Source organism: Exiguobacterium sp. s39 (assembly GCF_018618925.1).
GTDB classification, from domain to species: domain Bacteria; phylum Bacillota; class Bacilli; order Exiguobacteriales; family Exiguobacteriaceae; genus Exiguobacterium_A; species Exiguobacterium_A abrahamii.
Genome location: NZ_JACSNA010000002.1, coordinates 288,884 through 312,698 on the forward strand (window position 1 = coordinate 288,884; position 23,815 = coordinate 312,698).

General features: G+C 49.4%; 24 protein-coding genes and 2 riboswitches. Of the genes, 10 read left to right on the forward strand and 14 right to left on the reverse strand.

The window, feature by feature from the left end; all coding sequences use genetic code 11:
- Positions 1-6 precede the first annotated feature (6 nt).
- Positions 7-1,032: an iron-containing alcohol dehydrogenase gene (locus KNQ11_RS12955; protein ID WP_149426778.1), complete on the forward strand. Its 1,026-nt coding sequence runs from the start codon at positions 7-9 to the stop codon at positions 1,030-1,032.
- A 54-nt stretch (positions 1,033-1,086) separates the two neighbouring features.
- Here the strand turns inward: KNQ11_RS12955 and KNQ11_RS12960 are convergent, their stop codons facing one another.
- The 8 genes from KNQ11_RS12960 to KNQ11_RS12995 form a co-directional block, all read right to left on the reverse strand.
- The gene (locus KNQ11_RS12960) at positions 1,087-2,049 is read right to left on the reverse strand and encodes an EAL domain-containing protein (RefSeq protein ID WP_055970200.1); all 963 of its coding nucleotides are present in this window, start codon (positions 2,047-2,049) and stop codon (positions 1,087-1,089) included.
- A 179-nt stretch (positions 2,050-2,228) separates the two neighbouring features.
- Complete coding sequence (locus KNQ11_RS12965) at positions 2,229-2,492, reverse strand: DUF1294 domain-containing protein (protein ID WP_023467021.1); 264 nt, start codon at positions 2,490-2,492, stop codon at positions 2,229-2,231.
- 18 nt (positions 2,493-2,510) lie between these two features.
- A complete protein-coding gene (locus KNQ11_RS12970) occupies positions 2,511-3,248 on the reverse strand; it encodes a TPM domain-containing protein (protein ID WP_149426780.1) in 738 nt (245 codons plus the stop codon).
- On the reverse strand, positions 3,245-3,838 hold the full coding sequence (locus KNQ11_RS12975) for a LemA family protein (protein ID WP_214772187.1): 594 nt from the start codon (positions 3,836-3,838) through the stop codon (positions 3,245-3,247). The genes KNQ11_RS12970 and KNQ11_RS12975 overlap by 4 nt, the downstream gene beginning before the upstream one ends.
- Before the next feature lie 107 nt (positions 3,839-3,945).
- The gene (locus KNQ11_RS12980; protein WP_149426781.1) at positions 3,946-4,782 is read right to left on the reverse strand and encodes an undecaprenyl-diphosphate phosphatase; all 837 of its coding nucleotides are present in this window, start codon (positions 4,780-4,782) and stop codon (positions 3,946-3,948) included.
- Positions 4,783-5,139: 357 nt separating this feature from the next.
- Entirely contained in the window at positions 5,140-5,952 is an 813-nt protein-coding gene (locus KNQ11_RS12985) for a ZIP family metal transporter (RefSeq protein ID WP_023467025.1), read from the reverse strand.
- 51 nt (positions 5,953-6,003) lie between these two features.
- Positions 6,004-6,333, reverse strand: a complete 330-nt coding sequence (locus KNQ11_RS12990; protein ID WP_023467027.1) for a YolD-like family protein — start codon at positions 6,331-6,333, stop codon at positions 6,004-6,006.
- Positions 6,317-7,639: a Y-family DNA polymerase gene (locus KNQ11_RS12995; RefSeq protein ID WP_149426782.1), complete on the reverse strand. Its 1,323-nt coding sequence runs from the start codon at positions 7,637-7,639 to the stop codon at positions 6,317-6,319. Before KNQ11_RS12995 ends, KNQ11_RS12990 begins: the two co-directional genes overlap by 17 nt.
- Positions 7,640-7,815: 176 nt before the next feature.
- Here KNQ11_RS12995 and KNQ11_RS13000 point away from each other — a divergent pair, with 176 nt between their 5' ends.
- Positions 7,816-8,454 (forward strand): pentapeptide repeat-containing protein, encoded by a 639-nt coding sequence (locus tag KNQ11_RS13000; RefSeq protein WP_149426783.1) that lies wholly within the window; start codon positions 7,816-7,818, stop codon positions 8,452-8,454.
- Between the two features lie 67 nt (positions 8,455-8,521).
- On the opposite strand, the gene KNQ11_RS13005 is transcribed toward KNQ11_RS13000, so the two are convergent.
- The 6 genes from KNQ11_RS13005 to KNQ11_RS13030 all read right to left on the reverse strand — a co-directional run bounded on the left by KNQ11_RS13005 (position 8,522) and on the right by KNQ11_RS13030 (position 12,967).
- Positions 8,522-9,277, reverse strand: coding sequence for an MBL fold metallo-hydrolase (locus KNQ11_RS13005; RefSeq protein WP_149426784.1), 756 nt, complete (start codon positions 9,275-9,277; stop codon positions 8,522-8,524).
- Positions 9,278-9,337: 60 nt separating this feature from the next.
- Entirely contained in the window at positions 9,338-9,826 is a 489-nt protein-coding gene (locus tag KNQ11_RS13010; protein WP_149426785.1) for an arsinothricin resistance N-acetyltransferase ArsN1 family A, read from the reverse strand.
- 124 nt (positions 9,827-9,950) lie between these two features.
- Entirely contained in the window at positions 9,951-10,487 is a 537-nt protein-coding gene (locus tag KNQ11_RS13015; protein WP_214772189.1) for a 1,2-dihydroxy-3-keto-5-methylthiopentene dioxygenase, read from the reverse strand.
- 16 nt (positions 10,488-10,503) lie between these two features.
- The gene (locus KNQ11_RS13020) at positions 10,504-11,124 is read right to left on the reverse strand and encodes a methylthioribulose 1-phosphate dehydratase (protein ID WP_023467033.1); all 621 of its coding nucleotides are present in this window, start codon (positions 11,122-11,124) and stop codon (positions 10,504-10,506) included.
- Entirely contained in the window at positions 11,121-11,780 is a 660-nt protein-coding gene (locus KNQ11_RS13025; RefSeq protein WP_058714037.1) for a 2-hydroxy-3-keto-5-methylthiopentenyl-1-phosphate phosphatase, read from the reverse strand. The genes KNQ11_RS13020 and KNQ11_RS13025 overlap by 4 nt, the downstream gene beginning before the upstream one ends.
- The gene (locus tag KNQ11_RS13030; protein WP_058703763.1) at positions 11,777-12,967 is read right to left on the reverse strand and encodes a 2,3-diketo-5-methylthiopentyl-1-phosphate enolase; all 1,191 of its coding nucleotides are present in this window, start codon (positions 12,965-12,967) and stop codon (positions 11,777-11,779) included. The genes KNQ11_RS13025 and KNQ11_RS13030 overlap by 4 nt, the downstream gene beginning before the upstream one ends.
- Positions 12,968-13,037: 70 nt before the next feature.
- A riboswitch (SAM riboswitch) is annotated at positions 13,038-13,139 on the reverse strand.
- Between the two features lie 205 nt (positions 13,140-13,344).
- Positions 13,345-13,448: riboswitch (SAM riboswitch) on the forward strand.
- Positions 13,449-13,526: 78 nt separating this feature from the next.
- Between KNQ11_RS13030 and mtnK the strand changes: the two genes are divergently transcribed.
- The 8 genes from mtnK (at position 13,527) to KNQ11_RS13070 (ending at position 23,809) form a co-directional block, all read left to right on the forward strand.
- Entirely contained in the window at positions 13,527-14,693 is a 1,167-nt protein-coding gene (gene mtnK, locus KNQ11_RS13035; protein WP_058265590.1) for an S-methyl-5-thioribose kinase, read from the forward strand.
- Positions 14,690-15,739, forward strand: a complete 1,050-nt coding sequence (gene mtnA, locus KNQ11_RS13040) for an S-methyl-5-thioribose-1-phosphate isomerase (RefSeq protein WP_214772191.1) — start codon at positions 14,690-14,692, stop codon at positions 15,737-15,739. The genes mtnK and mtnA overlap by 4 nt, the downstream gene beginning before the upstream one ends.
- 11 nt (positions 15,740-15,750) lie before the next feature.
- Positions 15,751-16,833 carry a sugar ABC transporter substrate-binding protein gene (locus tag KNQ11_RS13045; protein WP_029340727.1) on the forward strand — a complete coding sequence of 361 codons (1,083 nt, stop codon included), beginning with the start codon at positions 15,751-15,753 and terminating at the stop codon, positions 16,831-16,833.
- Positions 16,830-18,338 (forward strand): sugar ABC transporter ATP-binding protein, encoded by a 1,509-nt coding sequence (locus KNQ11_RS13050; RefSeq protein WP_214772193.1) that lies wholly within the window; start codon positions 16,830-16,832, stop codon positions 18,336-18,338. The genes KNQ11_RS13045 and KNQ11_RS13050 overlap by 4 nt, the downstream gene beginning before the upstream one ends.
- Positions 18,335-19,339, forward strand: a complete 1,005-nt coding sequence (locus tag KNQ11_RS13055) for an ABC transporter permease (RefSeq protein WP_029340729.1) — start codon at positions 18,335-18,337, stop codon at positions 19,337-19,339. Before KNQ11_RS13050 ends, KNQ11_RS13055 begins: the two co-directional genes overlap by 4 nt.
- A gap of 365 nt (positions 19,340-19,704) precedes the next feature.
- Positions 19,705-20,661, forward strand: coding sequence for an AAA family ATPase (locus KNQ11_RS13060; RefSeq protein WP_023467045.1), 957 nt, complete (start codon positions 19,705-19,707; stop codon positions 20,659-20,661).
- The gene (locus KNQ11_RS13065; protein WP_023467046.1) at positions 20,658-21,740 is read left to right on the forward strand and encodes a DUF58 domain-containing protein; all 1,083 of its coding nucleotides are present in this window, start codon (positions 20,658-20,660) and stop codon (positions 21,738-21,740) included. The genes KNQ11_RS13060 and KNQ11_RS13065 overlap by 4 nt, the downstream gene beginning before the upstream one ends.
- A complete protein-coding gene (locus KNQ11_RS13070; protein ID WP_214772195.1) occupies positions 21,737-23,809 on the forward strand; it encodes a transglutaminase TgpA family protein in 2,073 nt (690 codons plus the stop codon). Before KNQ11_RS13065 ends, KNQ11_RS13070 begins: the two co-directional genes overlap by 4 nt.
- The last annotated feature ends 6 nt before the right edge of the window (positions 23,810-23,815 follow it).

Here is a 23,815-nt window from a genome sequence, read left to right on the forward strand (position 1 = left end):
GATTCTGTGATTCGACAAGCTGTTTTACAATACATACATGAGGAAAACGCGCTCGATCAACTTAAAGAAGTGATAGGTAATCGTTCAGCAGTCCTGATTCATGGACGTCAAGCCTATGAAGCAGCTGCTTTTGCTTTACCAGCATTACCACGTCTTTTATTTGAAGGGCATTGTACGGATCAACAGGTGGAAGCTTTCAAACAAGTATGTGCTCCGTACGATGTGATTCTCGCGCTCGGAGGCGGGAGTGTCATCGATACGGCAAAACAGGTCGCGTTTCAATTGAGACGCCCGATCATCATCATTCCGACGATCGTCTCGAACTGTGCTCCGTGGACTCCGCTCAGTGTCATGTATAACGAAGAGGGACAGTATATCCGATTTGATACGTTCCCCGTCGTGATTGAAGCCCTTTTACTCGATCATCGGATCATCGCAGCGAGTCCGTATGATTATTTTGTAGCGGGGCTCGTCGATACGCTAGCGAAGTGGTATGAAGCACGTGCCTTAAGCGGATCATCGGCTGAAGATCCCGTCATCGAGATGGCGCTTCGGACAGCTGAACGTTGTAAGGATCTTATCTTGTCGACGAATATAACGGAAACGCGTTTTCGTGAGTATCCCGTTGAAATGCAACATCTCGTCGAAACCGTCATTCCGTTAGCCGGAAGCATTGGTGGTTTTGGTGACGCGGCGACGCGTGGTGCAATCGGACACGCAGTGCATAACGCGTTATCGCCTCATCCAGAAACGCATGCGTTCTTGCACGGGAGTAAGGTCGGTTACGGACTACTCGTTCAAGAGAAGTTACTCGGACATGATGATGATTATGCAGAGTTGCGTGACTATCTTCTTGCACAAGAACAGCCGACGGCACTCGCAGACTTCGCATTATCGCTCGATGTCGTCGAAACACTTGCTTTACGGACATCGAAAGAGGAATTGTGTCGTCTGTTGCGTCCGATCGTGTCAATGGAACAACTAGTGGATGCTATTACACGGAACGAGATGGTTTTCGTTTCGACGACTTAACATAAAAAGACGCACATGTGCCGAATAATCATCAAACGGTCCATGTGCGTATTTTTATTGTGCTTTCGCAAAGCGAGCATAAGGAGCAGGGCGACCGAGTAGGTATCCTTGACCAAGATCGAAGCCGAGTTCGCGGCAAAGATCGAGTTCTTCTTGCCGTTCGATGCCTTCCGCTAAGATTTGAATCCCCATTTCTCGTGTCAGATGACGGGCTTTTCGTAAAAAGGCTTCGTTTTCTGAGTTCGTATCGCAGTGATCGATGAAGGAACGATCAATTTTAATATAATCCGGTTGAAGCAAGGACAACATATCGAGTGTCGAGAAACCAGCGCCTACATCGTCCAGTGCTACTTGAATGCCTTGCTTCTTATACTGTTCGAAGACGTGTTTCAAATGGTTGACGTCTTCAATTTTTTCCGTTTCGACGACTTCGAAGACGAGCCGACTCGGATCGACTTGATAACGTTCGACGATCTCAAACGTATGGCGCAGGCAGTACTCCGGATTATAGATCGTCGAAGGGAGAAAGTTGATGAACGTTTTTGTTGTGCCACCGATATGATGCGTCGCACGGATGGCTTCTTCACGCGCCCGCTGATCAAGACGGGAATGAAGTCCCATCTTCGAGGCCGTCGAAAACAAGACACCAGGCGAGATCGGCGTGTTATCATCTGCTGCTCGCAATAAGGCTTCGTTCGCGACGAGCACGTTGCGCTGGATATCATAAATCGGTTGTAAATGGCTTGTCATGACTCCATGCTGGATGAAATCAATCGCGGATCGATGCTTCAGTTGTTCTAGAAGTGCTGAAGCTAGGATGGGTGCTGTCACATAACGCGATTGTGTGGCGCGACATGACACCGGATAATCCGCTACACGTAAGAGCGATGTTAGTAGCTGTTCGAGCTGTTCAAACGATTGATAGGAATAGATTTCTGGCGTTGGTGATTGAATATGGAGTGCTCCCGCTTCAACGAAACGGATTGATGTCGTACATTCGGCGCAAGGATGCCACATAAAGGGATGTCCACCTCTCAGTACATCAAAAAAAGATGTATTTATTAAATTGGTTAAATTCTTTACCCTAAGAGAAAAAGAAATTAAACCTGTTCTTCATAATCATTGACCTCATACAAAAAAGAGAAGGAACGACGGACACATTTCCGTACGTTCTCTTCTCTATCGGTCACATTCTTTCATTGTGAAGTGTAAACAAACCAGAAAGCGAGATGCAAGATAGCGGCTATTGGAACGAGCCATTGGAACTTCGCTTTCCGTGTCTTGTGCCGGACTGTGTACATACCGATCCAAGAACCGAGCGCACCACCGAGGAAAGCAATCGTCAATAGTGTCGCTTCGGGTGTCCGGTAAGCATGTTGTTGCGCTCGACGTTTATCCTGCCACATCGAGACAAATCCGATGAGTGTCAGGAGGAGATAATACCCTAAGATGATCCTCATGAAAAAACGACTCCTTTTCTACCGTTCGGCACCACCACCGCCGGAACTTCCGCCACCACCACGACTGCCACCATTTCCACCGCCACCACGCATGATCGCGGAGAAGATGTTCAAAATCGCGAAGAAGAACATACCACCGGTGAACTTCATATCGAGGAACAATAAGATCAGTAATCCAGCACCGATCAGAATCTTCGTCCAAAGCGGAAGTCCGTCGTCATTTTGTGTTTTCGGAGGATCCTGTGACTCAAGCGATTGATCCTTTGAGATGACACTGACGACCGCTTTATATGTTTCGGAGGCTGCTTTTCCATACTCACTGTTTTCCTTGTAAGGAACCGCATACTGATCGAGAATACGTCCGGCTGTGATGTCTGTCAAAATCCCTTCGAGTTTATAACCGACCTCGATCCGGAATTGGCGATCCTTTTCGTTCGGAGCGACGACGACAAGAACACCATTGTCTTTTCCTTCTTGACCGATGCCTTGGCGCCGGAACGTTTCATTGGCGTAAGAGCTTAAATCCTGTCCCTTTAAATCGGGAACCGTCTTGAGAACGACTTGTGCCGTCGTATATTGTTCGAGTTCCTGACCGAGTTGCGCGAGTTCGGCTTCTTCCGAAGGGGTGAGCAGCTGAGCATCATCCTGAATGAAGAAGGCTGCTCCCGTTCGTTCTGAAACGGCACTAGCTGTTGGAACGAAGAGGAAGAAGACGAGGAACGCGCTCAATAGAAGTCGCGTCCACCGCCGAATCATTTCGAATCACTGTTAAAGTCGACGGTCGGATTTTCCCGGTCGCTGTCTGAAATCTCGTAATATGGTTTTTTCTCGAATCCGAAGGCGGATGCGTAGAGTGTCGTTGGGAAACTCCGACGTTTTTTGTTGTAGAGGGTTACAGCATCATTGTAATCCTTGCGGGCGATCCCGAGACGATTTTCTGTTCCTTCCAGCGTGTCCATCAAGGATTGGAACCGTTCGCTTGATTTAAGTTCCGGGTAAGTCGTCTGCAAGGCAATCAATCCGCGAAGCGAAGACGTGACTTGTTGGTCAGCTTCAATTCGTTGCTCGGTTGACGCAGCACGTGCAAGACCAGCTTGGGCTTCTGCGACTTTACCGTAGACTTTTTCTTCTTGACCCGCGACACCTTTAACGGTTTCAACGAGGTTCGGAATCAAATCCGCACGACGTTTGATTTGGTTGTCGACTTGCGACCATTTATTCGATACATCTTCTTCTACATTGACGAGGCTATTGTATTGTCCGATTGCTAAAAAGGCAATCACGGCAACAATAACGACTCCGATGATTAATGGGAGTTTTGATGTACTCCGACTTCTGCGTGCCATGTGGCATTCACTCCTTTAATTATGTCTCATCCCTATATACCCTTAAGCGAATGAATTAGTTTCAAAAAAATGAAAAACCGTCAGCTAAAATAGCTAACGGTTTGAACTTACATGTAGACGATGACAGCTAAGATAGCTGCTAAGACAAGACGGTAGATGGCGAACGGAACGAGTTTGATCTTGTTGATCAGCTTCAAGAAGAAGCGAATCGATAAGAGGGCAAACACGAACGACGCAACGAAACCGACAGCATAGAATGCGAAGTGGTTCGGTTGAATGTTCTCCCAGTTCTTAACGAGCGAAAGGAAACTAGCACCGAACATGATCGGTACAGCCATGATGAACGTGAAGTCGGCTGCCGTCCGGTGATTCATCCCGAGGAAGACCCCTCCGGAAATCGTTGAACCTGAGCGGGAGAAGCCAGGCCAGAGTGAAATACATTGGAACAGACCGACGAGTGCTGCTTGGCGATATGTAATCTGATCAAGCGATGTCGTTTTTGGTTCCTTTGGTCCGAATTTATCGGCTGCGATCATCAAGAGGGCACCAACAGCAAGACCGATGATGACCGTTTCAATCGAGAAGAGGTTCTCATCGATGAAATCTTCGAATAACAATCCGAGAACAGCTGCTGGTAGAAGACCGATCAAGACGTGACGTAGCTTTAATTTGTGTGTCCCTGATGCGTCGTGTTCGCCTTCAATCTTATACAAACCGATCAAGCTGAAGAGGCGTTTCCAAAAGACGACGACGACCGCAAGAATCGATCCGAGCTGAATGACGATTTTAAAGGTGTTCGCCGAATATTTACCGAGAAAATCGGTCGTTTGCAACCACATGTCATCGACGATGATCATGTGACCTGTGGAAGAGACCGGTGCAAATTCCGTCATCCCTTCGACGAAACCGAGTAAGAGCGCTTTTAAAAGTTCAATGATTGTCATGATAATCTCCTTCTATATGATGTGCTAGTTAAAAACATATCATGTTTTATTCTTGTGAGATAGAACTAATTGGAATATCGGGCGCAGGTCTGAGAGACGATCGTATGTGTAAGACGCGTTGTCCGATTTAAATTCGTTTGGATAAGATAATAGATGGATTTAGGTATCATCGGATAGATCAGGAAATCCGGTCATTTTCATTCATACTAAAACGGCATGAAGGAAAAGGGAATCTTTCTGTTAGGACACAAGGTCAGAAAAACTTCAAATCGATTGGTTTCACTGGAATATGTCTGGATCTACAAACAGAAAAACGAGCAGGAGACAGTATCGTCCACTACTCGTTTTGAAACGGGATCATCCTAAAGCGACGTCAAGAATCATCATGACCGTAAACCCGACCATCAGACCAAGCGTTGCTAAATCGGATCCGTTTTCTGCTTGTGATTCCGGAATCAATTCTTCGACGACGACGAAAATCATCGCTCCGGCAGCAAACGATAACGCATACGGTAGAAGCGGTTGAACGAAGAAGACCGCGGCTGCTCCGACCATCGCGGCAATCGGTTCGACGATTGCTGACAATTGACCGTAATGAAAGGCGCGCCGACGCGACATTCCTTCACCGCGTAGTGGAATCGATAGGGCAGCTCCCTCCGGCATGTTTTGTATCCCAATACCGAGTGCGAGCGTCAAGGCACCGGCGACGGTCGCCCCGTCCATGTTTAAGGCAGCGGCGCCAAAAGCGACACCAATCGCAAGACCTTCGGGAATATTGTGCAACGTGATCGCAAGAAATAGTAACGTCGTTTTCTTGAGTCCTGTCGAAGGACCTTCCGCTGTCTCAAGTGGTGCAGATAAGTGCAAATGCGGCGTAACGAAGTCGAGGAGACGGACGAAAAATCCACCAGCGAGAAAACCGATGGCGGCAGGAATCCAGGCGATTCCTCCATCCTGCTCCGTGAACTCGATCGCAGGAGCAAGCAGCGACCAAAACGACGCGGCAATCATGACGCCGGCAGCAAAACCGAGCATCATGTTCATGACGCGTTTTTCAATCGTCGTAAAGACGAAGACGAGTGCCGCACCAAGTGCGGTTAACCCCCACGTCATCATTCCGGCAAGCAATGCTTGCACGACGACGGGGAGGGAAGTAAACCAATCCAACATGACTATTCCTTCTTTCCGGGGACGATTTAAAGCATCCATCTGTATGAGAGCTTACCCGTTTTCGATCCGGACGATTCGTGTGAAGGGAATTTCAATGACTTCACGTCCGCGCAGAAAGAGAACGGAACGTTCGGGTTCTAGTCGTTCCACGAAACCGACGACCGTCACGTAGCTACTTTCCTTATAATACGTGATTTCAAGTTCGTTTCCTTCTATTAAAGCTTCTTGAAGCAGAAAGTGCCATGATTCTTGCAACTGTTCATCAATTTCAGGCAAGTCGAGCTGATGCATCTGGACATAATATTCCCGCAACAGTTGCAAATGTTCCGGCATGAGAAAAGGAATCCATTTTAAATTTCCTCGATCACGATACGCTGTCATGAAGATCACCTCCCGGATGACCGCCGACGAAACGAAGACGACGTTTGGCGACACTCGTATCAAGAAACGAGACAGCGAGGCGAATCGTTCCTTTTCCGTAGCGGAGGTTGACGACATCCATTGCTTTTAATAACCGTCGTCGTTTCCAGAGCCGCGCATTATCCTCGAACAAAGACAACTGTAAGGTGCCTTGATCGGCAGTCAAATGCCCCACTGCGACGGATAAAAAACGAACAGGTTCTCCGTCGAGCCAATTCGGTTCGAACAATTGTAAGACGTGACGCAGAATGATTCGTTCATCGGATGTCGGATAAGGCAACCGCACTTGACGGGAGAAACCACTTCGGACGACGTTTCGAGAATAGCGGACGCCGATGTGAACGGTCCAGCCGACTTGATTCGAAAAGCGACAACGTGCGGCAACATCCTGCACGAGTTCATTGAGCACATTCCGAATGCGTTCGAACTGATAATAGTCCTGCATTAAGGTCACACCGTGTCCGATCGTCCGTTGAGGGGCTTTCTCGAACAGATGACGAGGCGCAAGAAGTGTCGGTGACGCGTCGAGTCCCCAAGCGTGGTGCCATAGTTCGGCACCGATGACACCGAATCGTTCGTGCAACTCTTCGACAGGGCGCATGGCAAGATCACCGATTGTTTCAATCCCCATCATCTGCAGATGTTGTTCCATACGGTGTCCGACCCCCCACATCTTCCGAATCGGAAAATCATGAAGACGTCGTGCGACATCAGCATATCCACATCGCGCGATGCCTTCTTTTTTCCCGATTAAATCAAGCGTCAGTTTCGCGATGACGTTATTTGGACCAATCCCGATCCGGACGTGGATGCCGGTCTGTTTCAGGATTGCTTCTTTAATTTTGAGGGCAGCTTGCAGGTCGGAACCAAATAGGCGATCGGTTCCGGTCATGTCAATGAAACTTTCGTCAATTGAATAGACGCGGATGGCTTCAGGTGGGGCGAATTGGTGCAGGACATCCAGGACACGAATCGACGTCTTCATATAAGCGAGCATACGTGGTTCGACAAGTCGAATCGTACGACGAACAGCGTATGGCAATTGCTCGATTTCATATAATCGACCGGCTGTCTTGATTCCAAGTGCTTTTAAGGCAGGGGTGGCAGCGAGAATGACGGACCCGCTTCGTTTTAAATCGGAGACGACCGCTAGGCGTGTCGTCAAGGGGGGGAGATTGCGATACTGGCATTCACAGCTGGCGTAGAAGGACACACTGTCGACGCAAAAAATCCGTTTATCTTGTGGTAAAACGACGGAAGGAAACATCTGAATCACTCCTTTACACAAAAGAACGTATGTTCTTATTTTGATTTTCCTTGACTATAGCACGGTCTCAAAGTGTCTCAAAATAAAAACTGTTGAAAAAAGGGGAATTCGAACGATTTCTCCTCATATAAAAGGAGTTTGGTACACTAAGGGAGAGAAAAAAGGGGGAACCTTCATTGAAAGAGACCGTTATCCGTTTACCAGAATTACCGAAGACGCTTCAGTCAGAGACGTTCGATCAAGTCGAAATCGATGATCCGTATCTGAAAGGAGCGCGTTATGAGAAAGAGTCGATGCCGAGTGAACTGACAGAACGCATCGATGCCTATCAAGTGTGTTTTCAAAATGTCTCGTTCGCGAATCTTACCTTTGACCGTGGTTCGTTCGAAGATATTCGTTTTGAGCAATGCGACTTAACCGGATGTCACTTCCAAGAAACTCGTTTTCACCGTGTGTCCTTCGTCGGATGCCGGATGACGGGTGTTCAGTTCGAAGATTGTACGCTGGACCATTTAACGATTCAGGAAGGGCTTGCGGATTACGTACAGTTCATTCGCAGTACGGTCCGTCATCAACACTGGAGCGAAACGACGATGAAAGAAGCACAGTTCTTCGAAGTGAAGCCGACCCAGTGGAAACTCGAAGCGGTCCGACTTACGGATAGCCAATGGATTGAAACACCGTTAAAAGGTCTTGACCTCCGGCAGACGGAACTCTCTGGTATTACGATCGATCCGCGATTTTTACCAGGTGCTGTCATTACGGAAGAGCAAGCAGTTGCCTTTGCTCGTTTGTTAGGTCTCGTCATCCCATAACAAAAAGAAGCCCTTGTTTCGATGGATATTCGAAACAAGGGCTTCTTTTTAATGAAAGTTACTGTTCTTAAAATGACATCGTTTCGCCATCCTCCGGAATCAGGAAATGGGCAGAGAGATGGAAAGCAGTTAAAAAGTCAGCAATCATATCACGTCGCAAGAGACAGTGGTTGACGGACTCGAGGTGCGAGACGATGATCGTCGCTTCCGCCGCCGCTTCATGAACCGCAAGGAGATCACGCTGTGACATCGTGATCGGCTCTCCGGTCAAGAACTGGGCGGCGCCACTGTTGACGACGATGATATCGGGCGTATGTTGTTCGATCGCATGCGCGACCTCGTCACACCAGATCGTATCACCTGCGATATAAAGTGTCGGTTCGTCCGGATGGGTGAGGACGAGCCCAGACACACGTCCCATCCGTTCGCCGATTTCACCGACACCATGCTGTCCACCTGTTCGATGGACCTGGATATCACCGATCGTTACACCGGAATCGAAGGAAGAGACGTTCGTGAAGCCGGCTTCTCGGATTTGCTGCGCGTCTTCTTCTTGCTGCGCATAGAGTGGCAAATGCTTGGGTAGAAGTTGTTTTGCAGAATCGTCGAAATGATCGGCATGCAGGTGTGTGACAAAGACAGCGTCAGGATCGAGCAGTGTGTTGACATCGACCGGTAAGTCGACGAGTGGATTGGCGACGGCATTTGGTGTTTGACCGAAGGGAGGCAAGCTGCCTTTTTCGCCGAGGAACGGATCAATTAGTAAGACTTGATTGGCATACGTGACAACGAGTGTTGCATTACGAATTTGTTGAATATCCATTAGGTTCATCCTCTCTCAATGACTCGGATTGACTATTCCCTGTCTGGCATTCAATGAATCCTATCGCAAGCGTTTCTCCATCGCCATGACGTCGACATATTCGCCGTTCAACTGTCCTTGTTCCTTAAACGTTCCGACGATCCGGAACCCGGAGCGGATATAGAGTTTTTGTCCGATTTTATTGAACGGGAAGGTAAAGAGGATCAGCTTATGCATATGATGATCACGGGCATGTTGTTCAATCGTTTCGAGCAAACGTGTGCCAATCCCTTGTCCACGATGTGTCCGAGTGATATAAACCGAAATCTCACCGACGGATGCGTAGACAGGACGCGGATTATACGGATCGAGGGAAATGAAGCCGAGGACACCTGTGTCATCTTCAGCGACATATCCAGCATATCGATCGGTGCGTTCCGCATACCACTGGGTCATGAAGGATAAGTCCTTTTGGTCGGTCTCAAGCGTTGCGATCCGATCTTCGATACCTTCGTTATAGATGGCGAGAATCGCTGGTAAGTCGTGTTCCATTACGGGACGAATATGCATGACGCTCACTTCCTCATCGCTTTTCCTTTATTATATCGGTTACGTATCAATGTAGTGATATGTTTGTGCGATAAGAAAAGCGCTGATTCCATTCATATGAAGGAAAACAGCGCTTTTATCGATCTTAAGAGACCGTTGACGTCTCATTCTCGTAAATCGGAACCCAGCCGTCTGTCGTGACGAAGATCCGAACAGCAACGACTTTACGATCGTCTTGAAGCGTAAAGTAGTGGCGTGTGTTAACAGGAACGGAGATTAAATCACCAGGATTGAGTTCGATGTTATAGTAGCCGACTTCTTCGTCTTTGATCGCGAAGACGCCATGACCGCTGACGATGAAACGAACTTCATCATCCGTGTGATGATGTTCTTTCTGGAAGTTGACGAGCAACTCATCAAGGTTCGGTGTCGTATCCGAAAGTGAGATGATATCAGCTGTCTGATACCCACGACGTTCTGATACGTCTTTGATTTCGGGAGCGAACGTATCGAGAATCGTTTGTTTGTCTGCATCCGTCAGTGTGAAGTTCTCAACGAGAGGCGCTGGAAGTTTCGAAACGTCCCACTGTTCGTAAAGAACGCCGCGTGACGCGAGGAAGTCAGTGACTTCCGTTTGATCCGTATACCGTGTGTTTGTTTCTTGGAATAAGACTGTTGCCATGAGATGATTCCTCCTTTTAATGAATGGATTGACGGCATGATTGCAACGTCAACGTGTAATTGAATAAAAACTCGAAGGCTTCGAGGTGTTTCTTTGCTTCAAAGGCGGTCGGTGCCCAGACCGTGATCCCGTGATTGCGGATCAGGACGGCACCACTGTCTGCTGTGACATGCGGTGCAAAAGCAGCGGCAAGCGTCGGGATGTCCGCATGATTCGGAATGATCGGTACCGTGACCGTCGCATCCTCTTCCCAGTGTCCGAGTGCCTTGATGATTTCTTGACCGGAAAAGGTGATACTGCCTTGATCGCCATAGAGTTCCGAAATCACATTGTTCGCAATCGTATGGACATGTAGGGAACAACCGGCGTCCGTTCGATTGAACACTTCGACATGGAGTAATGTCTCGGCGGAAGGACGCCCGGATTGCTCACCGATCAATTGACCGGTCGCATCGACATGAACGAAGTCGTCAGGAGTCGTTTGCCGTTTATCTTTTCCGCTTGCTGTCACAAGGAATTCAACCGGGACACCGGATGTCCGGATGGCGAGATTGCCACTCGTACCAGGGAACCAATCGCGCGCCGCAAGCTCTTGTTTGATGGCGCGTAGCTCTTCATACCGTCGCATGAATGTCATGTTGTCACCTCCGCTCGTGTTAAATCATGAACGATATCGTGGAACGTCTCAAACGGTGTATAGGCGATATCATTCTCTTCACACAACGTGATCAGATAATCACGGGCATAGACACGATCCGCTTGTTTTGCGAGTTCGAAGTCCGTCACCGAGTCGCCGATGACGATGATGACGTCACCGTCTTTACGTAGTGTCCGGGCAACGGACGTTTTACAACAGCCGCACCCGTTCGTACAATGGGCATCGCAGGCGTTTGGCCAATCGATATGGACGAATGGACCACTGAAATCAGCGACGTTACAGTAAATCTGTTCTTGGTCGAGGAATGGCGCTAAGATTGGTTCGACGAAAAAGTCCATTCCACCGCTGACGATCGAAAAATCGATGCCTTGACGACGACTGTACTGCAGTAACTCCGAAAATCCGTCGCGAATGACGGCACGCTCCAACAAAAAGTCAAGATAGGCTGTTTTTCCGTCAGACGGCAGAAGTGCGAACATTTGCCCGACACCACTCTGAATCGATAACGTCCGGTCGAGTACACCGTGTTTCAACGGTTCGAAGTCACTCGCTGGCGCAAATGCCTGCATGAGTGCGATGATGTTATCCTGTGTCGTCACCGTCCCGTCGAAGTCACAAAGAATCCGTACGGTCATGACTTGATCCCCCAAGCGTCGAGGGCAATTCGTAATTCTTCATGACGCGATGCTGCCGTCGATAGGGATTCATTTGCGAGTGCCGCATCGAGTGCCTGACGGAAAGCAATGACGCCAGCCGCAGCACCTTGCGGATGACCATGTACGCCGCCACCGGCGTTGATGACGGAATCGATCCCGAAGTCCCGTACGAGTTGAGCGACGAGTCCAGGATGAATACCGGCTGAAGGAACCGGGAAGATCGATTTCGTCTGCCCGAGACGGGTCGCTTCGACCGCGATGCCACGAGCGACATCCTTTGGCAAAGCGACATTGCCGTAAGGAGACGGGAATAGCGTCAAGTCTGCTCCAGCAGCACGCGGTAATGTGCCGAGTAAGACAGGGGCTGCGACTCCGTGATTCGGGCTAGCGATCAACGCACCGCTATATGCCGGATGATTGAAGATCGGAACGTTGATTTCCGGATCACTTGCCAGTTCGCGTAAGACATCGAGTCCGTATGTGAAGGTATTCAGCAAGAAAGCAGTCGCTCCAGCATCAATCAATCGCTTGGCTTGATCCTTGAGCGTAAAGACGGGACCGCTGAGTGTGATCGCATATAACGCACGTTTACCGGTCCGGTGGAAGTGAGCATCGATGACCTCACGTCCGATTCGTGCCCGGTCAATCGTCGGTGTCAACGGATTGTCGTATAGGATCTCATCGTCTTTGACGAGGTCAATCCCACCAGCGAGTTGTCCTTCGAGTTGATCACGAAGGAACGATAAATCCCGTCCGATGACTCCTTTGAAGATGCTCATTAATAATGGGCGATCTTCGACACCAATCAAGGAGCGGACCCCTTCGATCCCGAATTTCGCACCTGGAAAGTCCGACGTAAATGTATCGGGTAATAGCAATTCTGTTAGTTTGATTTCACCGTCGAGTGAGAGTTTCCCGAAGACGGTCGTCAGAATCGCAGAAAAGTCGCGCGACACGTTATGTTCCGGATAACGAATCGTGATATATCCTTTGCCATCGCGCTCTTCGGTATGTACGACTTCCCCTTTGAACGAGGCGAGTTGTTGTTGTTCGAGATGATTCAGTTCCGTCCAAGAACCGACTGTCAGACCAAGCGCGAGTTGTTCAGCGCGTTGCTCGAGTCGATCACGGGCAGTCAATTGATAAGTAGCAGTGATATAAGCCATGTCTTTCCTCCTTCAACAAAAAAATGGTCTCTCGTCAGCGACAGGAGACCATGAATAATTCGAACGTGGACTCTTATCTGTCAGCTTAGTAGCTGCAAGAATTAGCACCGTGCCAAAAGGTCGGTTGCTGCGACATCGTAGGGCTTGTCCCTCCGTCTGCTCTTGATAAGAATTGGATGAAATTGTGAAATCTAATTGCAATTTTTACATGAGAATCGCCACTTGTCAAACTATTTTTAGAAAATTTATTTTTTTGAAAATACTCTTTCTATAGATGACTTAAAAATGATGTCCGTTTCTGCTTGATTTCGATTTGACAGCGAGGAAGTCGATTGCGTAAGATTCAAATCAATATCACACACGACAACTACATACGACTCTTATCGCGAGTTGGCAGAGGGAATTGGCCCGATGACGCCGCAGCAACCGACCACTGGGCACGGTGCTACATCCAACAGACGTTTCGTCTGAGAGATAAGAGGACGCAGTGACTTTTCTGCGCCTCTTTTCGATGACGAAAAGAGGCGCTTTTTCGTGTATCACATAGGGGGAAACTAAGATGACATATAAAGCATTCACAGAACAGGACGCGATTGACCGTGTTCGGACATTAGGACTGATCGGCGATGGAGCCGTCGAAGCAGAAGAGATTGGCGACGGGAACCTCAACCTCGTCTTTCGGATTCGAGAAGGCGAACATCGCTTGATTTTAAAACAAGCATTACCATATGCGAAGGTCGTCGGGGAGAGCTGGCCGTTATCGCTCGAACGAGCGTGGATCGAACAATCCGCACTCCGTGAATTCGCACGGCATGCCGTACCGTTCGTGCCACGTGTTTTTCATGCTAGTCATGAAGAGGCGTATACGGTCATGGAAGATCTTTCACATCTGACGATCGTTCGAAGCGGTTTACTCGCAGGTGAACAGTATCCGTTGCTTGCGGAACATATCGGTTCTTATCTCGCTCGGACGTTATTCCATACATCGGACTTTGCGCTTGGTCCGGTTGAAAAGAAACGTGTCGCCCGAACGTACTACAATCCAGACTTGTGCGACATCACGGAAAAATTAATCTTCACGGATCCGTTTCATGACGCGGAGACGAACGAGATTGAAGCCGGACTCGAAGAAGAGGTGGCACGTCTATGGGCAGACGATGAGTTAAAACGCGAAGTCGCAAAACTCGAAGCGCTCTTCATCACGAAAGGAGATGCATTGCTGCACGGCGATCTACATACAGGAAGCATCTTCGCCTCGGCGACGGAAACGAAAGTCATCGATCCAGAATTCGCCTTTTATGGTCCATTCGGATTCGATGTCGGACAGTTCATTGCGCATCTATTCTTCGCGGCATATCCGGATTACCCTACACGACGTGACGCCCGAATCAAGGATATCGATACGTTCTGGCTGACGTTCGCTTCAACGTTCCGTGCATTATGGGAACGGGAAGCCGTCGAACCGTTCCAGGCATCAGGACTCGTCGATGATGTACTGAGCACGATCTTGCAGGATGCCCTTGGCTTTGCCGGTTGCGAATTGATTCGGCGGACGATTGGTCTTGCACCGGTCGCTGATTTAGAATCAATCGATTCAACGACGGAACGCTTAGAGCGGAAACGTCACGCTCTTCGTCTAGGAGCGGCGTTAATCAAACGCCGTACAGAATGCCGGACATTCGATGATTTACGAAACTTTGACGTAACGGAGGAACTCAGCCGATGACTACATTCGTCCAAAGTATTCGTTACGAAGACCGTGTCTTGACGATTCTCGATCAGACACGTCTACCGCAAGAAGAGCACTATGAAGTCATTGCTGATCTCGCGCAAGCGGTTGAGGCGATTAAACAACTACGTGTCCGGGGCGCGCCTGCGATCAGCTTATTCGGTGGATTCGTGCTCGTTCAAGAAGCGTACCGCTTTGAAGCAGAGCTACCGGTCTACAAGCAAGCCTTGCTTGAGACATCGGCGACGTTACTCGCGACACGACCGACGGCCGTCAACTTGCGAAATGTCCTCGATCAATTGAATCCAATCATTCAAGACGGGACGTCGGTAGAAGAGATTCGCGAACGGTTGGAAAAACGGACGGTCGCCTTATACGACCAGGATGCGCAGACGTCACGTCAAATCGGGATTCATGCACTGGAATTGTTCCAGTCAGGCGACCGGATCCTAACGATTTGTAATGCTGGATCGATTGCGACCGCTGCTTATGGAACGGCACTTGCGCCGTTCTACATCGCAAAAGAACGCGGCATCGAATTATCCGTTTTTGCGAGTGAGACGCGACCGTTACTGCAGGGAGCACGATTGACGACATGGGAGCTGCAACGTGCCGGCATCGATGTCACGTTAATTACGGACAACATGGTCGCCCATACGCTGAAAGAAAAACAGATCGATGCGATCATCGTCGGTGCCGACCGCATTACACGAAACGGAGATACCGCGAATAAAATCGGGACGTTCCAATTGGCATTGCTCGCGCAAGCTTTTGGTATTCCGTTTTACGTCGCAGCACCGCTCTCGACGTTCGACTTCTCGCTCGTTTCCGGAGACGCGATCGAAATCGAAGAACGTGATCCGCAGGAAGTGACGACTGTCCAAGGTATTGCGACAGCACCGGAAGGCGTCGCTGTCTTCAACCCGGCGTTTGATGTCACACCACACACATTGATCACGGGCATCATTACCGAACTTGGTGTCATCACGCAACCGAATGAAGAAACGATTGAACAATTAACAGGGCTTCAACCCCTCGGATAAGGAGATATGTCATGAAAAAACTAGCTTACGCCGTCCTAGCACCGGCACTGTTACTAGCGGCTTGTGCGAATGGAGAAGCCACGACGACGAAGGTCGTCAAGGATGTACCAAAAGGGGTTCAATCGGACGTCAAGATCGCCGTCATCCGCAACCTAGCATCGGACGACCATACGAAACAATTCCTTGATGGCGCACGAAGTGAAGGCGAAGCGCTTGGCTTTAAAGTCAGCACGTTCATTTCGGAAGGTAACGACGTCAAGTTCAAGGAGCTTGTCGCGCAAGCGATTCAGCAAGATTATGACGGGCTCATCATCTCGCACGGTAAGGAAGACTACGCCTATGACATGATTAAACCAGCGGTCGACAAAGGGCTGAAGGTCGTGACGTTCGATACGGTCACGAAGAAAAAAGGAACGGCGTTAAAAGGTGTGACGGAAACGTTCCAAAACGATCATCAACTCGCGAAGCTATCGCTTGATGAAGTGACGAAGGTGACGGACAAAAAGCCAGTCCGTGTCATCAAACTTTGGTTCGGACCAGGTTTTGCCCCGCTCGATCGTCGTCAGGAAATCTATAAGACGTACGAAGCAGACGGTAAGATCAAAACGCTTGAGACGGTTGGACCGACAAATTTCCAAGATGTCCAAGGGGATATCGCAACGAAGATGAATGCGATTCTCGCGAAATATCCGAAAGGAAGCATTGATGCGGTTTGGGGAGCGTGGGACGAAGTCGCAAAAGGGGCTTACAAATCGCTCAAGGATAATAAACGTCAAGAAATCCCGCTAATCTCGATCGATGTCTCGAATCAGGATATCAACCTGATGCGTGAAAAAGGCAGTAACTGGGTCTCGACGAGTGCGGTGGATCCATTCTTGATTGGACAAACGGACATGCGATTACTGGCTAAGAAAATCGCTGGCGAGAAGACACCGGATAGCTTTGATCTCGACGCGAAACTCGTGGAGCAGAAGGCGTTGAAGCAGGATACGACGATGTACAATCTCGATACGATCATCAAAGGATGGAGTACATCGGACAAATTCAATGAACCGTGGATGGACCGGTTGCGTGACGTCCATAAAAAACAATGACGTCTACCAATCATCACTTGAAGATGACTGGGATTTCACTGGCGTTTCCAGGAGTGCAAGCCTTAAAACAAGTCTCGTTTGAAGTGAAATCCGGTGAAATCCACGCGCTTGTCGGTGCGAATGGTGCCGGTAAGTCGACGTTGATGAAAGTCTTATCCGGAGCGGAAACGGCGGACGAAGGAACGATCCGTCTCGACGGGAAGGAGTTGTCCATCACGTCACCGCTTGATGCGAAACAGATTGGAATCGACCTTGTCCAACAAGAGGTCGATGTGGCGCTTGTCCCGTATTTGACGGTCGCTGAGAATATCTGTCTCGATCTGTTGACGGACGGAACGATGACTGGCTTCGTATCCCAACGCCGTTACATACAGCGTGCCAAAGAAGCGTTAGCAACATTACAGGCGGATATTTCCGTCAAGACACGTGTCGAGGAGTTGCGGCTTGCTGAAAAGCAACTCGTATTGATTGCCCGCGCCCTCGTCCAAGAACGCCGTTTTTTGATTTTAGATGAACCAACGGCACCTCTCAGTCAGGCGGAAACAAGCCATCTCTTTTCGGTCGTACGTCGTTTAGCAGAACGGGGGCTTGGGATCATTTTCATTTCCCACCGTCTACAAGAATTGTATGACATTTGCGACTCCATCTCGGTCATGCGCGACGGTCAACTCATCTCGCGACATCTTTTGGCAGACATCACGAAGGAAGCTGTCGTTGAGCAGATGCTCGGGCGTAAGCTTACGTCTGTCGCGAAAACGTCACGGGTAAAAGCGACAAACGTACTGACGGTCGAGAGTGCCACGAATGCGGACGTCCACGATATCTCCTTGACGGTTCAAGCAGGTGAAGTCGTTGGTATCGCGGGTCTTGTCGGTGCCGGTAAAACGGAATTATGCAAAGCATTGTTCGGTGATCGTCCTTTTCAGGAAGGGGAGGTTCGGATAGGTGGAAAAGCCCATCGCCTTCGCAATCCACAAGCTGCGATTCAAGCGGGGATCGGTCTCGTTCCAGAAGAACGACGAAAAGAAGGGATCCTCGTTGCCGATTCTGTCGCAGAAAATCTAACAGCAGCGGCAGCTCATGATTTCGTCAACCGCTGGGGGCTGATGGATCGTCGCAAAGAAGCAAATCAGGCATCGCAATGGGTCAAGGAGCTGGGCATTAAAGTGGCAGACGTGAAACAGGAAGTAGGTCAACTATCCGGTGGGAATCAACAAAAAGTCGCCATCGGAAAATGGTTACTGACCGATGTTTCTGTACTCGTCTTGGACGAACCGACAAAAGGTGTCGACGTCGGAGCCAAACAAGATATCTATCGTCTGATTGACGGACTCGCGCAACAACAAAAAGGGATCCTTTACGCGACGAGTGAATGGGATGAACTTTTGACCGTCACGGACCGAATCTACGTCATGTTCGATGGACGGATCGTCCATGAAACGAAGACGGCGGACACATCAGAAGAAACCTTGTTGTGGTATGCGACAGGAGGAGGGCAACGATGAATGAGGTAGTATCAAAACAAACGAACCGAGGGAAGGGTTTACGTCCTGTCCTCGGATTCTTGAACGACTGGGGGATCGTCCTCGCGATCCTTGCCCTCGTCCTGTTTTTTGCGACGACGGCTCCAACATTCCTACAAGGGACGAATTTGATTAATATTTTACGAAGTATCTCCATCGTGACGATTATCGCGATCGGCTTGACCGTTTCTTTGACGGTCAATGGATTTGATTTATCGGTCGGGTCAACCGCGACGCTTGCGAGTTCTTTCGTCGTCTCGTTCTTCGTCTGGTACAGTCTACCGCTCGGTGTCTCGATTGGTTTAGCACTTCTCTTATCTCTTAGCGTTGCTCTGGTGAACATCTTACTCATCGTCTGGTTTAAGATTCCGGATTTGTTTGCGACGCTTGCGACGATGTTTATCGTCGAAGGTGTCGCGATGACGTATACCGGTGGTGGTTCAATCAGTGCCGGAATGCCGCGCTTGGACGGTACACCAACAGTCGGCACGATTCCGGAGGCATTCGCGAAAATCAGCCAGGCACCTTGGATCATCGTCATCATGCTCGTCGTCGTCGCTGTGACACACGTCTTCTTAAGCCATACGCGACACGGTCGTTTTCTCTATATCATCGGCGGGAATCCGGAAGCCGCACGACTGACAGGAATTCGTGTCAACCGCTACCGGGCACTCGCGTATCTGATTGCTGGGTTACTTGCGGCGGTCGGTGGGATTTTGCTTGCGTCACAAGTCGGATCGTCACAAATCAATGCCGGTTCCGGTTATCTGATGCCAGCGGTCGCAGCCGCATTCATCGGCTCGTCGTTCGCAGGACAAGGGAAGCCGAATGCGCTTGGCACACTCGTTGGGGCTTGTCTCGTCGGGATTCTTGAAAATGGTCTCGTCATGCTGTCTGTTCCATACTATTCGTTAAATATCATCAAAGGGCTGGTCCTTGCGGTCGCACTCGCGACGACCTATGCGCGGTATCGAAAAAAATAATTAAAATTCGACGTTTCGTTTATAACATATTCGGTAATATTCAATATATGAAAGGATGGTGATGCACATGAATGATTACCAATGTAGAGGGAACGATCGCATGTCGCTTCTGAAAGAAGAGGATCACCGGACTTGACAAACGTTGTCCATTGACACGGATGTATTCGTGTTTTACGTGCAACTGCACGGTTCAAGAACGGATCACGGCATGTGTTCGTTCCTGAAACAAATAAGGGGGAAACGCTACGGCGTTCCCCCTTTTTCATGTGCTAGAAACTGCTCGTATTTCTTTAAAAGCGTAGCGGAATATGAGATGATATAAAAAGTCAGAAAATTCAACTACTACGAGAGCAAGGGGCCTGACAATGCGAACATACACTAAGGAGATTCAAGCGATTATCGACAACGTAGAGAAAGTCATCATCGGTAAGGAAGATGTCATCACACAATCATTGGCAGCACTACTAGCGGGCGGTCACGTCCTATTAGAAGACGTACCGGGAGTCGGGAAGACGATGCTCGTCCGTGCGTTCAGCCGATCGATCGGGTTGACCTTCAAACGTGTTCAGTTCACGCCAGACCTACTTCCGTCAGATTTGACGGGTGTATCGATGTATAACCAGAAAACTAGCCAATTCGAATATAGACCGGGTCCTTTAATGGGGAACATCGTCTTAGCCGATGAGATCAACCGAACATCACCAAAAACTCAATCTGCCTTACTCGAGGGAATGGCGGAAGCGAACGTCACCGTCGATGGTGAGATTCATACGCTTCCGAATCCCTTTTTCGTCATGGCGACACAAAACCCGATTGAACATGAAGGAACGTACCCGTTACCAGAAGCACAACTTGACCGTTTCCTCGTCAAAGTCAAAATGGGTTATCCTGATTTCCATCAAGAAATGAAGTTGCTCACGCGTTTTGAACGGGATGAACCGATCGAGACACTCGAAGCTGTGATTGGTCGCGAGCAATTGCTCCAGATGAAAGAAGAAGTCAAGAACGTCCATGTCTCACAGCCCGTCAAAAAATATATCGTCCATCTCGTCCAAGCGACCCGGACGAACGGTTCACTTTATCTCGGCGCGAGTCCCCGTTCTTCGATCGCTTTGATGAAAGTCGCGCAAGCATGGGCATACATGGAAGGACGCAGTTTCGTCTTACCGGATGATGTCAAACATCTCTTGATTCCGGTCCTGTCACACCGCTTGATTTTGACAGCGGACGCGCGTTATCACGGTCAATCGTCGGAACGGATTTTAGAACAAATCAAAAAAGAGGTTGCTGTACCCATCCAACAAGACGTGGAGTCCCTATGACGAAGTGGCAAATTGGTTGGCGTTACGCTGTACTCCTTTTGACGACGGTTGCCTTATGGACATATGCGCGCGTCGATGGCGGAAATGTCGCTTCCTTGCTGTTTTATGTCATGGCTGGTTTGACCGTCTACTGGACACTCTTCCTCGTTTGGCCTGTCACGCAGGCACTGGCGACACGCGAAGTCTCAAATAAGATGCTCGTTGCCGGAACGGATATCCCGGTTTCCTTGCGGGTTCGCCGACGTTTCCCGTTCCTTGTCGGAGCCGTCGAGGTGACGGAGGCGATTCCAAACGAACTCAGCGAAGAAAAACTCGATATCAGTCGTCCGCTCCGTGCCCACTACCGAAAGACAGAGCACATCGACTACACGATTCCATCGATTCGTCGAGGAGTGTACCAGATTCCTGGCTGTATCGTTGAAATTACAGATCCGTTCGGTCTGTTCAAACGGAAGCGGATGTTTCCGGTCGAGACGTATCTTGCGATCGAACCGGCACGCCTTGCCGTTCAACTTCCGCATGAGGAGGATCGCGGCGATGGAGGAATCTCCCCTGTGTCGCTTGATCTTCGTCAGTCGTCCTTTACTGTCGTCGGGGTCCGGGAATACGTCAGTGGTGACCGGATGAATCAGATCGACTGGAAAGCGACGGCAAAACGCCAAGGCTTAATGACGAAGACGTTCGAGCGAGAGCAGGAACGGGAGACGACGATCGTCTTTGATGAGGGGACGGAAGCGGGTGAAGCTTTCGAACGCGTCATCTCGATGCTGGCAGAAGCGACGGATCAGTTGAACAAACGACGGCTGAGCTACCGCATTCACCTCGTCGGACATGCTGTTCAATCGTTGTCGTTACCGCTTGAAGGAGCGAAACTGACGCATTACCTGATGACGGCGCAGCCGAGTCGGACACGGACGTTCATCGAGTCATGGGAGTATTCGTCAAAAGCACTTCGATTGAGTGGCAACGTCCTTTTCATCACACCGGATCTTGAATCGAACAATGAACTATGGATTTCGAAGATTAATCAAGAAGCCACCGTTCATGTCTATACACCAGAACGGAGGGGAGTGCGATGATGCGACGCTTAATTTGGAACGCTATCGCGGCAGCCGTTCTAACTTGTTTCATGCCACCACTTCTCGAACTGACGACGTTCGAACATCTTTGGTCCTTCTTACCTATGCTGTTTCTGCCGTTGCTGTTGTCGCATCTATCGCGGCGTTACTTTTTACTCGGAAGTCTCGGTGGATTACTGCTGTCGTTCTATCTGATTTTGACGCCGGGAGCAGCACCATGGGGCATCTTTACGGAAATCAGTTCAGATATTCAGAGCGTCATCAATGGTGAATTACCAGGACGACCCGCTTTCGCGCTCTCGATCGGATTGATTAGTTTTTTGATCGCATATCTCGCGCGTCGGACGTTCCCGAATCGTGGGTTCGTCTTCGGGCTTGCCTTCGGAGTCATCGGGTTCATCGCCTATTGTGATACATGGACGGATTACTCGGGAGAGACATTCATTCTCTATCCAATCATCTTATCCTTGCTATTGCTCTATGCGACGGAAGTCAACGAACGACCACGCGCTTCTTACGTTCGTCCGCTGAGTGCCTTATTCATCATGGGTGCCGTCATCGTCGCTGCTGTCCAAAGTCCTGTCATCAATGCGACATGGCAAGATAGTTGGTACGATTTGACGTCCGGGCTTGAAGGTGAAGGAGAGCCGACGAATGCGATTCAAAAGGTTGGCTACGGTAACAATGACGAGCAACTCGGAGGACCGTTCCAGATGGACGATCGGGAAGTCTTCCAGGTCGAAAGTGAAGGGAACCGATACTGGCGAGTCGAGACGAAAGACATTTATACCGGCAAAGGCTGGGTGCTGTCGGAATCGAATCCGGAAATCGATGGACGGGGTTTCTTCTCGCACTTCGGGCGAGAAGTCAAGACACGTGAGGAAACAGCGACGTTTGAGATGGCACGTGAATTACCGTTCGTGCCATATAACGGAGATAACGTCCGGGTCTCGGTCGATCAACAACGACAAAATGTACTGGTTGATCCAGAGAATCAAAAAATATCGTATCTAGACGAGGCGGATCGTCAACGCAATTATCAAATTGACTACTCGTATCCGCTCTTTACGGAAGAACAACTCCAGACAGATGAACCCGTCAATTTATCGGAGAATGAAACAGAGCGGTATCTCCAACTGCCGGATGGTTTACCACAGCGTGTCCGTGATTTAGCGGAACAAATCGTTGAGGGTGAGGAGACACCGTGGGACAAAGCACGGGCGATTGAAAATTATTTCGAAGAAGAGAACTTTGAATACAATACGGAGGAAGTTGCCGTACCAGGAGAAAATCAAGATTACGTCGATCAATTCCTATTCGAGACGAAGCTCGGATACTGTGATAACTTCTCGACGTCGGCTGCTGTTTTGCTACGGGCAGCCGGGTTACCCGCACGCTGGGTGAAAGGGTTCACGGGAGGCGAATCCGACGTCATCGGAGCTGCCGTGACGAGTTATACAGTGCGGAATAAAAATGCGCACTCGTGGGTCGAAGTGTATATCGAAGGACCAGGCTGGGTACCGCTTGAGCCAACAGTCAGTTTCGATGGAGCAGGACAATACACGATCGATCGGGAAACGGATAATGAGACGGAACAAGCAAATCCGCAACGTGAGACAGAAGATAATACGGAGACAACGACGCCAAATCGTCCGCAAGAAAATCTTCTTGATGAAGAACAGACGACTAGCGCTGGACAGACGGAGCAGAAGTCAATTCCATTTTGGCCAATCTTCCTGACGGCACTTGCTCTCTTATTCTTGTACTTGTTCCGAAAACCAATCATTCGAACACTCGCGATTCTCTTCTTCCGGAGACAAATCGAGCGACCGGAAGGATTCCGCCGGATGTACCGGTACCTCTTACGACGTCTTGATAAAAAAGGATTCCATTATCAAGATGGTCGGACGCTTGCGGAACTCGCTCACGAAGTCGATGGGTACTACGAGACGTATGCGATGCGACCGTTGACGGATGCTTACGAACGGATGGTCTATGGTGGAGAATCACTATCGGTTGAGAAAAAACGTGAATATTTCGAAAATATCATTCGTCATGTAGAGGGTTGATATTTA

What these genes read in the sequence shown, in the direction of transcription:
- KNQ11_RS12960 (WP_055970200.1), bottom strand. Translation starts at nt 2,049, where the DNA reads ATGTGGCATCCTTGCGCCGAATGTACGACATCAATCCGTTTCGTTGAA.
- mtnK (WP_058265590.1), top strand. Translation starts at nt 13,527, where the DNA reads ATGACATATAAAGCATTCACAGAACAGGACGCGATTGACCGTGTTCGG.
- KNQ11_RS12985 (WP_023467025.1), bottom strand. Translation starts at nt 5,952, where the DNA reads ATGTTGGATTGGTTTACTTCCCTCCCCGTCGTCGTGCAAGCATTGCTT.
- KNQ11_RS13050 (WP_214772193.1), top strand. Translation starts at nt 16,830, where the DNA reads ATGACGTCTACCAATCATCACTTGAAGATGACTGGGATTTCACTGGCG.
- KNQ11_RS13060 (WP_023467045.1), top strand. Translation starts at nt 19,705, where the DNA reads ATGCGAACATACACTAAGGAGATTCAAGCGATTATCGACAACGTAGAG.
- KNQ11_RS13025 (WP_058714037.1), bottom strand. Translation starts at nt 11,780, where the DNA reads ATGACCGTACGGATTCTTTGTGACTTCGACGGGACGGTGACGACACAG.
- KNQ11_RS13070 (WP_214772195.1), top strand. Translation starts at nt 21,737, where the DNA reads ATGATGCGACGCTTAATTTGGAACGCTATCGCGGCAGCCGTTCTAACT.
- KNQ11_RS13005 (WP_149426784.1), bottom strand. Translation starts at nt 9,277, where the DNA reads ATGGATATTCAACAAATTCGTAATGCAACACTCGTTGTCACGTATGCC.
- KNQ11_RS13020 (WP_023467033.1), bottom strand. Translation starts at nt 11,124, where the DNA reads ATGACATTCATGCGACGGTATGAAGAGCTACGCGCCATCAAACAAGAG.
- KNQ11_RS12965 (WP_023467021.1), bottom strand. Translation starts at nt 2,492, where the DNA reads ATGAGGATCATCTTAGGGTATTATCTCCTCCTGACACTCATCGGATTT.
- KNQ11_RS13045 (WP_029340727.1), top strand. Translation starts at nt 15,751, where the DNA reads ATGAAAAAACTAGCTTACGCCGTCCTAGCACCGGCACTGTTACTAGCG.
- KNQ11_RS12990 (WP_023467027.1), bottom strand. Translation starts at nt 6,333, where the DNA reads ATGACAGCGTATCGTGATCGAGGAAATTTAAAATGGATTCCTTTTCTC.
- mtnA (WP_214772191.1), top strand. Translation starts at nt 14,690, where the DNA reads ATGACTACATTCGTCCAAAGTATTCGTTACGAAGACCGTGTCTTGACG.
- KNQ11_RS13015 (WP_214772189.1), bottom strand. Translation starts at nt 10,487, where the DNA reads ATGGCAACAGTCTTATTCCAAGAAACAAACACACGGTATACGGATCAA.
- KNQ11_RS13010 (WP_149426785.1), bottom strand. Translation starts at nt 9,826, where the DNA reads ATGCATATTCGTCCCGTAATGGAACACGACTTACCAGCGATTCTCGCC.
- KNQ11_RS12995 (WP_149426782.1), bottom strand. Translation starts at nt 7,639, where the DNA reads ATGTTTCCTTCCGTCGTTTTACCACAAGATAAACGGATTTTTTGCGTC.
- KNQ11_RS12970 (WP_149426780.1), bottom strand. Translation starts at nt 3,248, where the DNA reads ATGATTCGGCGGTGGACGCGACTTCTATTGAGCGCGTTCCTCGTCTTC.
- KNQ11_RS12980 (WP_149426781.1), bottom strand. Translation starts at nt 4,782, where the DNA reads ATGACAATCATTGAACTTTTAAAAGCGCTCTTACTCGGTTTCGTCGAA.
- KNQ11_RS13030 (WP_058703763.1), bottom strand. Translation starts at nt 12,967, where the DNA reads ATGGCTTATATCACTGCTACTTATCAATTGACTGCCCGTGATCGACTC.
- KNQ11_RS13065 (WP_023467046.1), top strand. Translation starts at nt 20,658, where the DNA reads ATGACGAAGTGGCAAATTGGTTGGCGTTACGCTGTACTCCTTTTGACG.
- KNQ11_RS12975 (WP_214772187.1), bottom strand. Translation starts at nt 3,838, where the DNA reads ATGGCACGCAGAAGTCGGAGTACATCAAAACTCCCATTAATCATCGGA.
- KNQ11_RS13055 (WP_029340729.1), top strand. Translation starts at nt 18,335, where the DNA reads ATGAATGAGGTAGTATCAAAACAAACGAACCGAGGGAAGGGTTTACGT.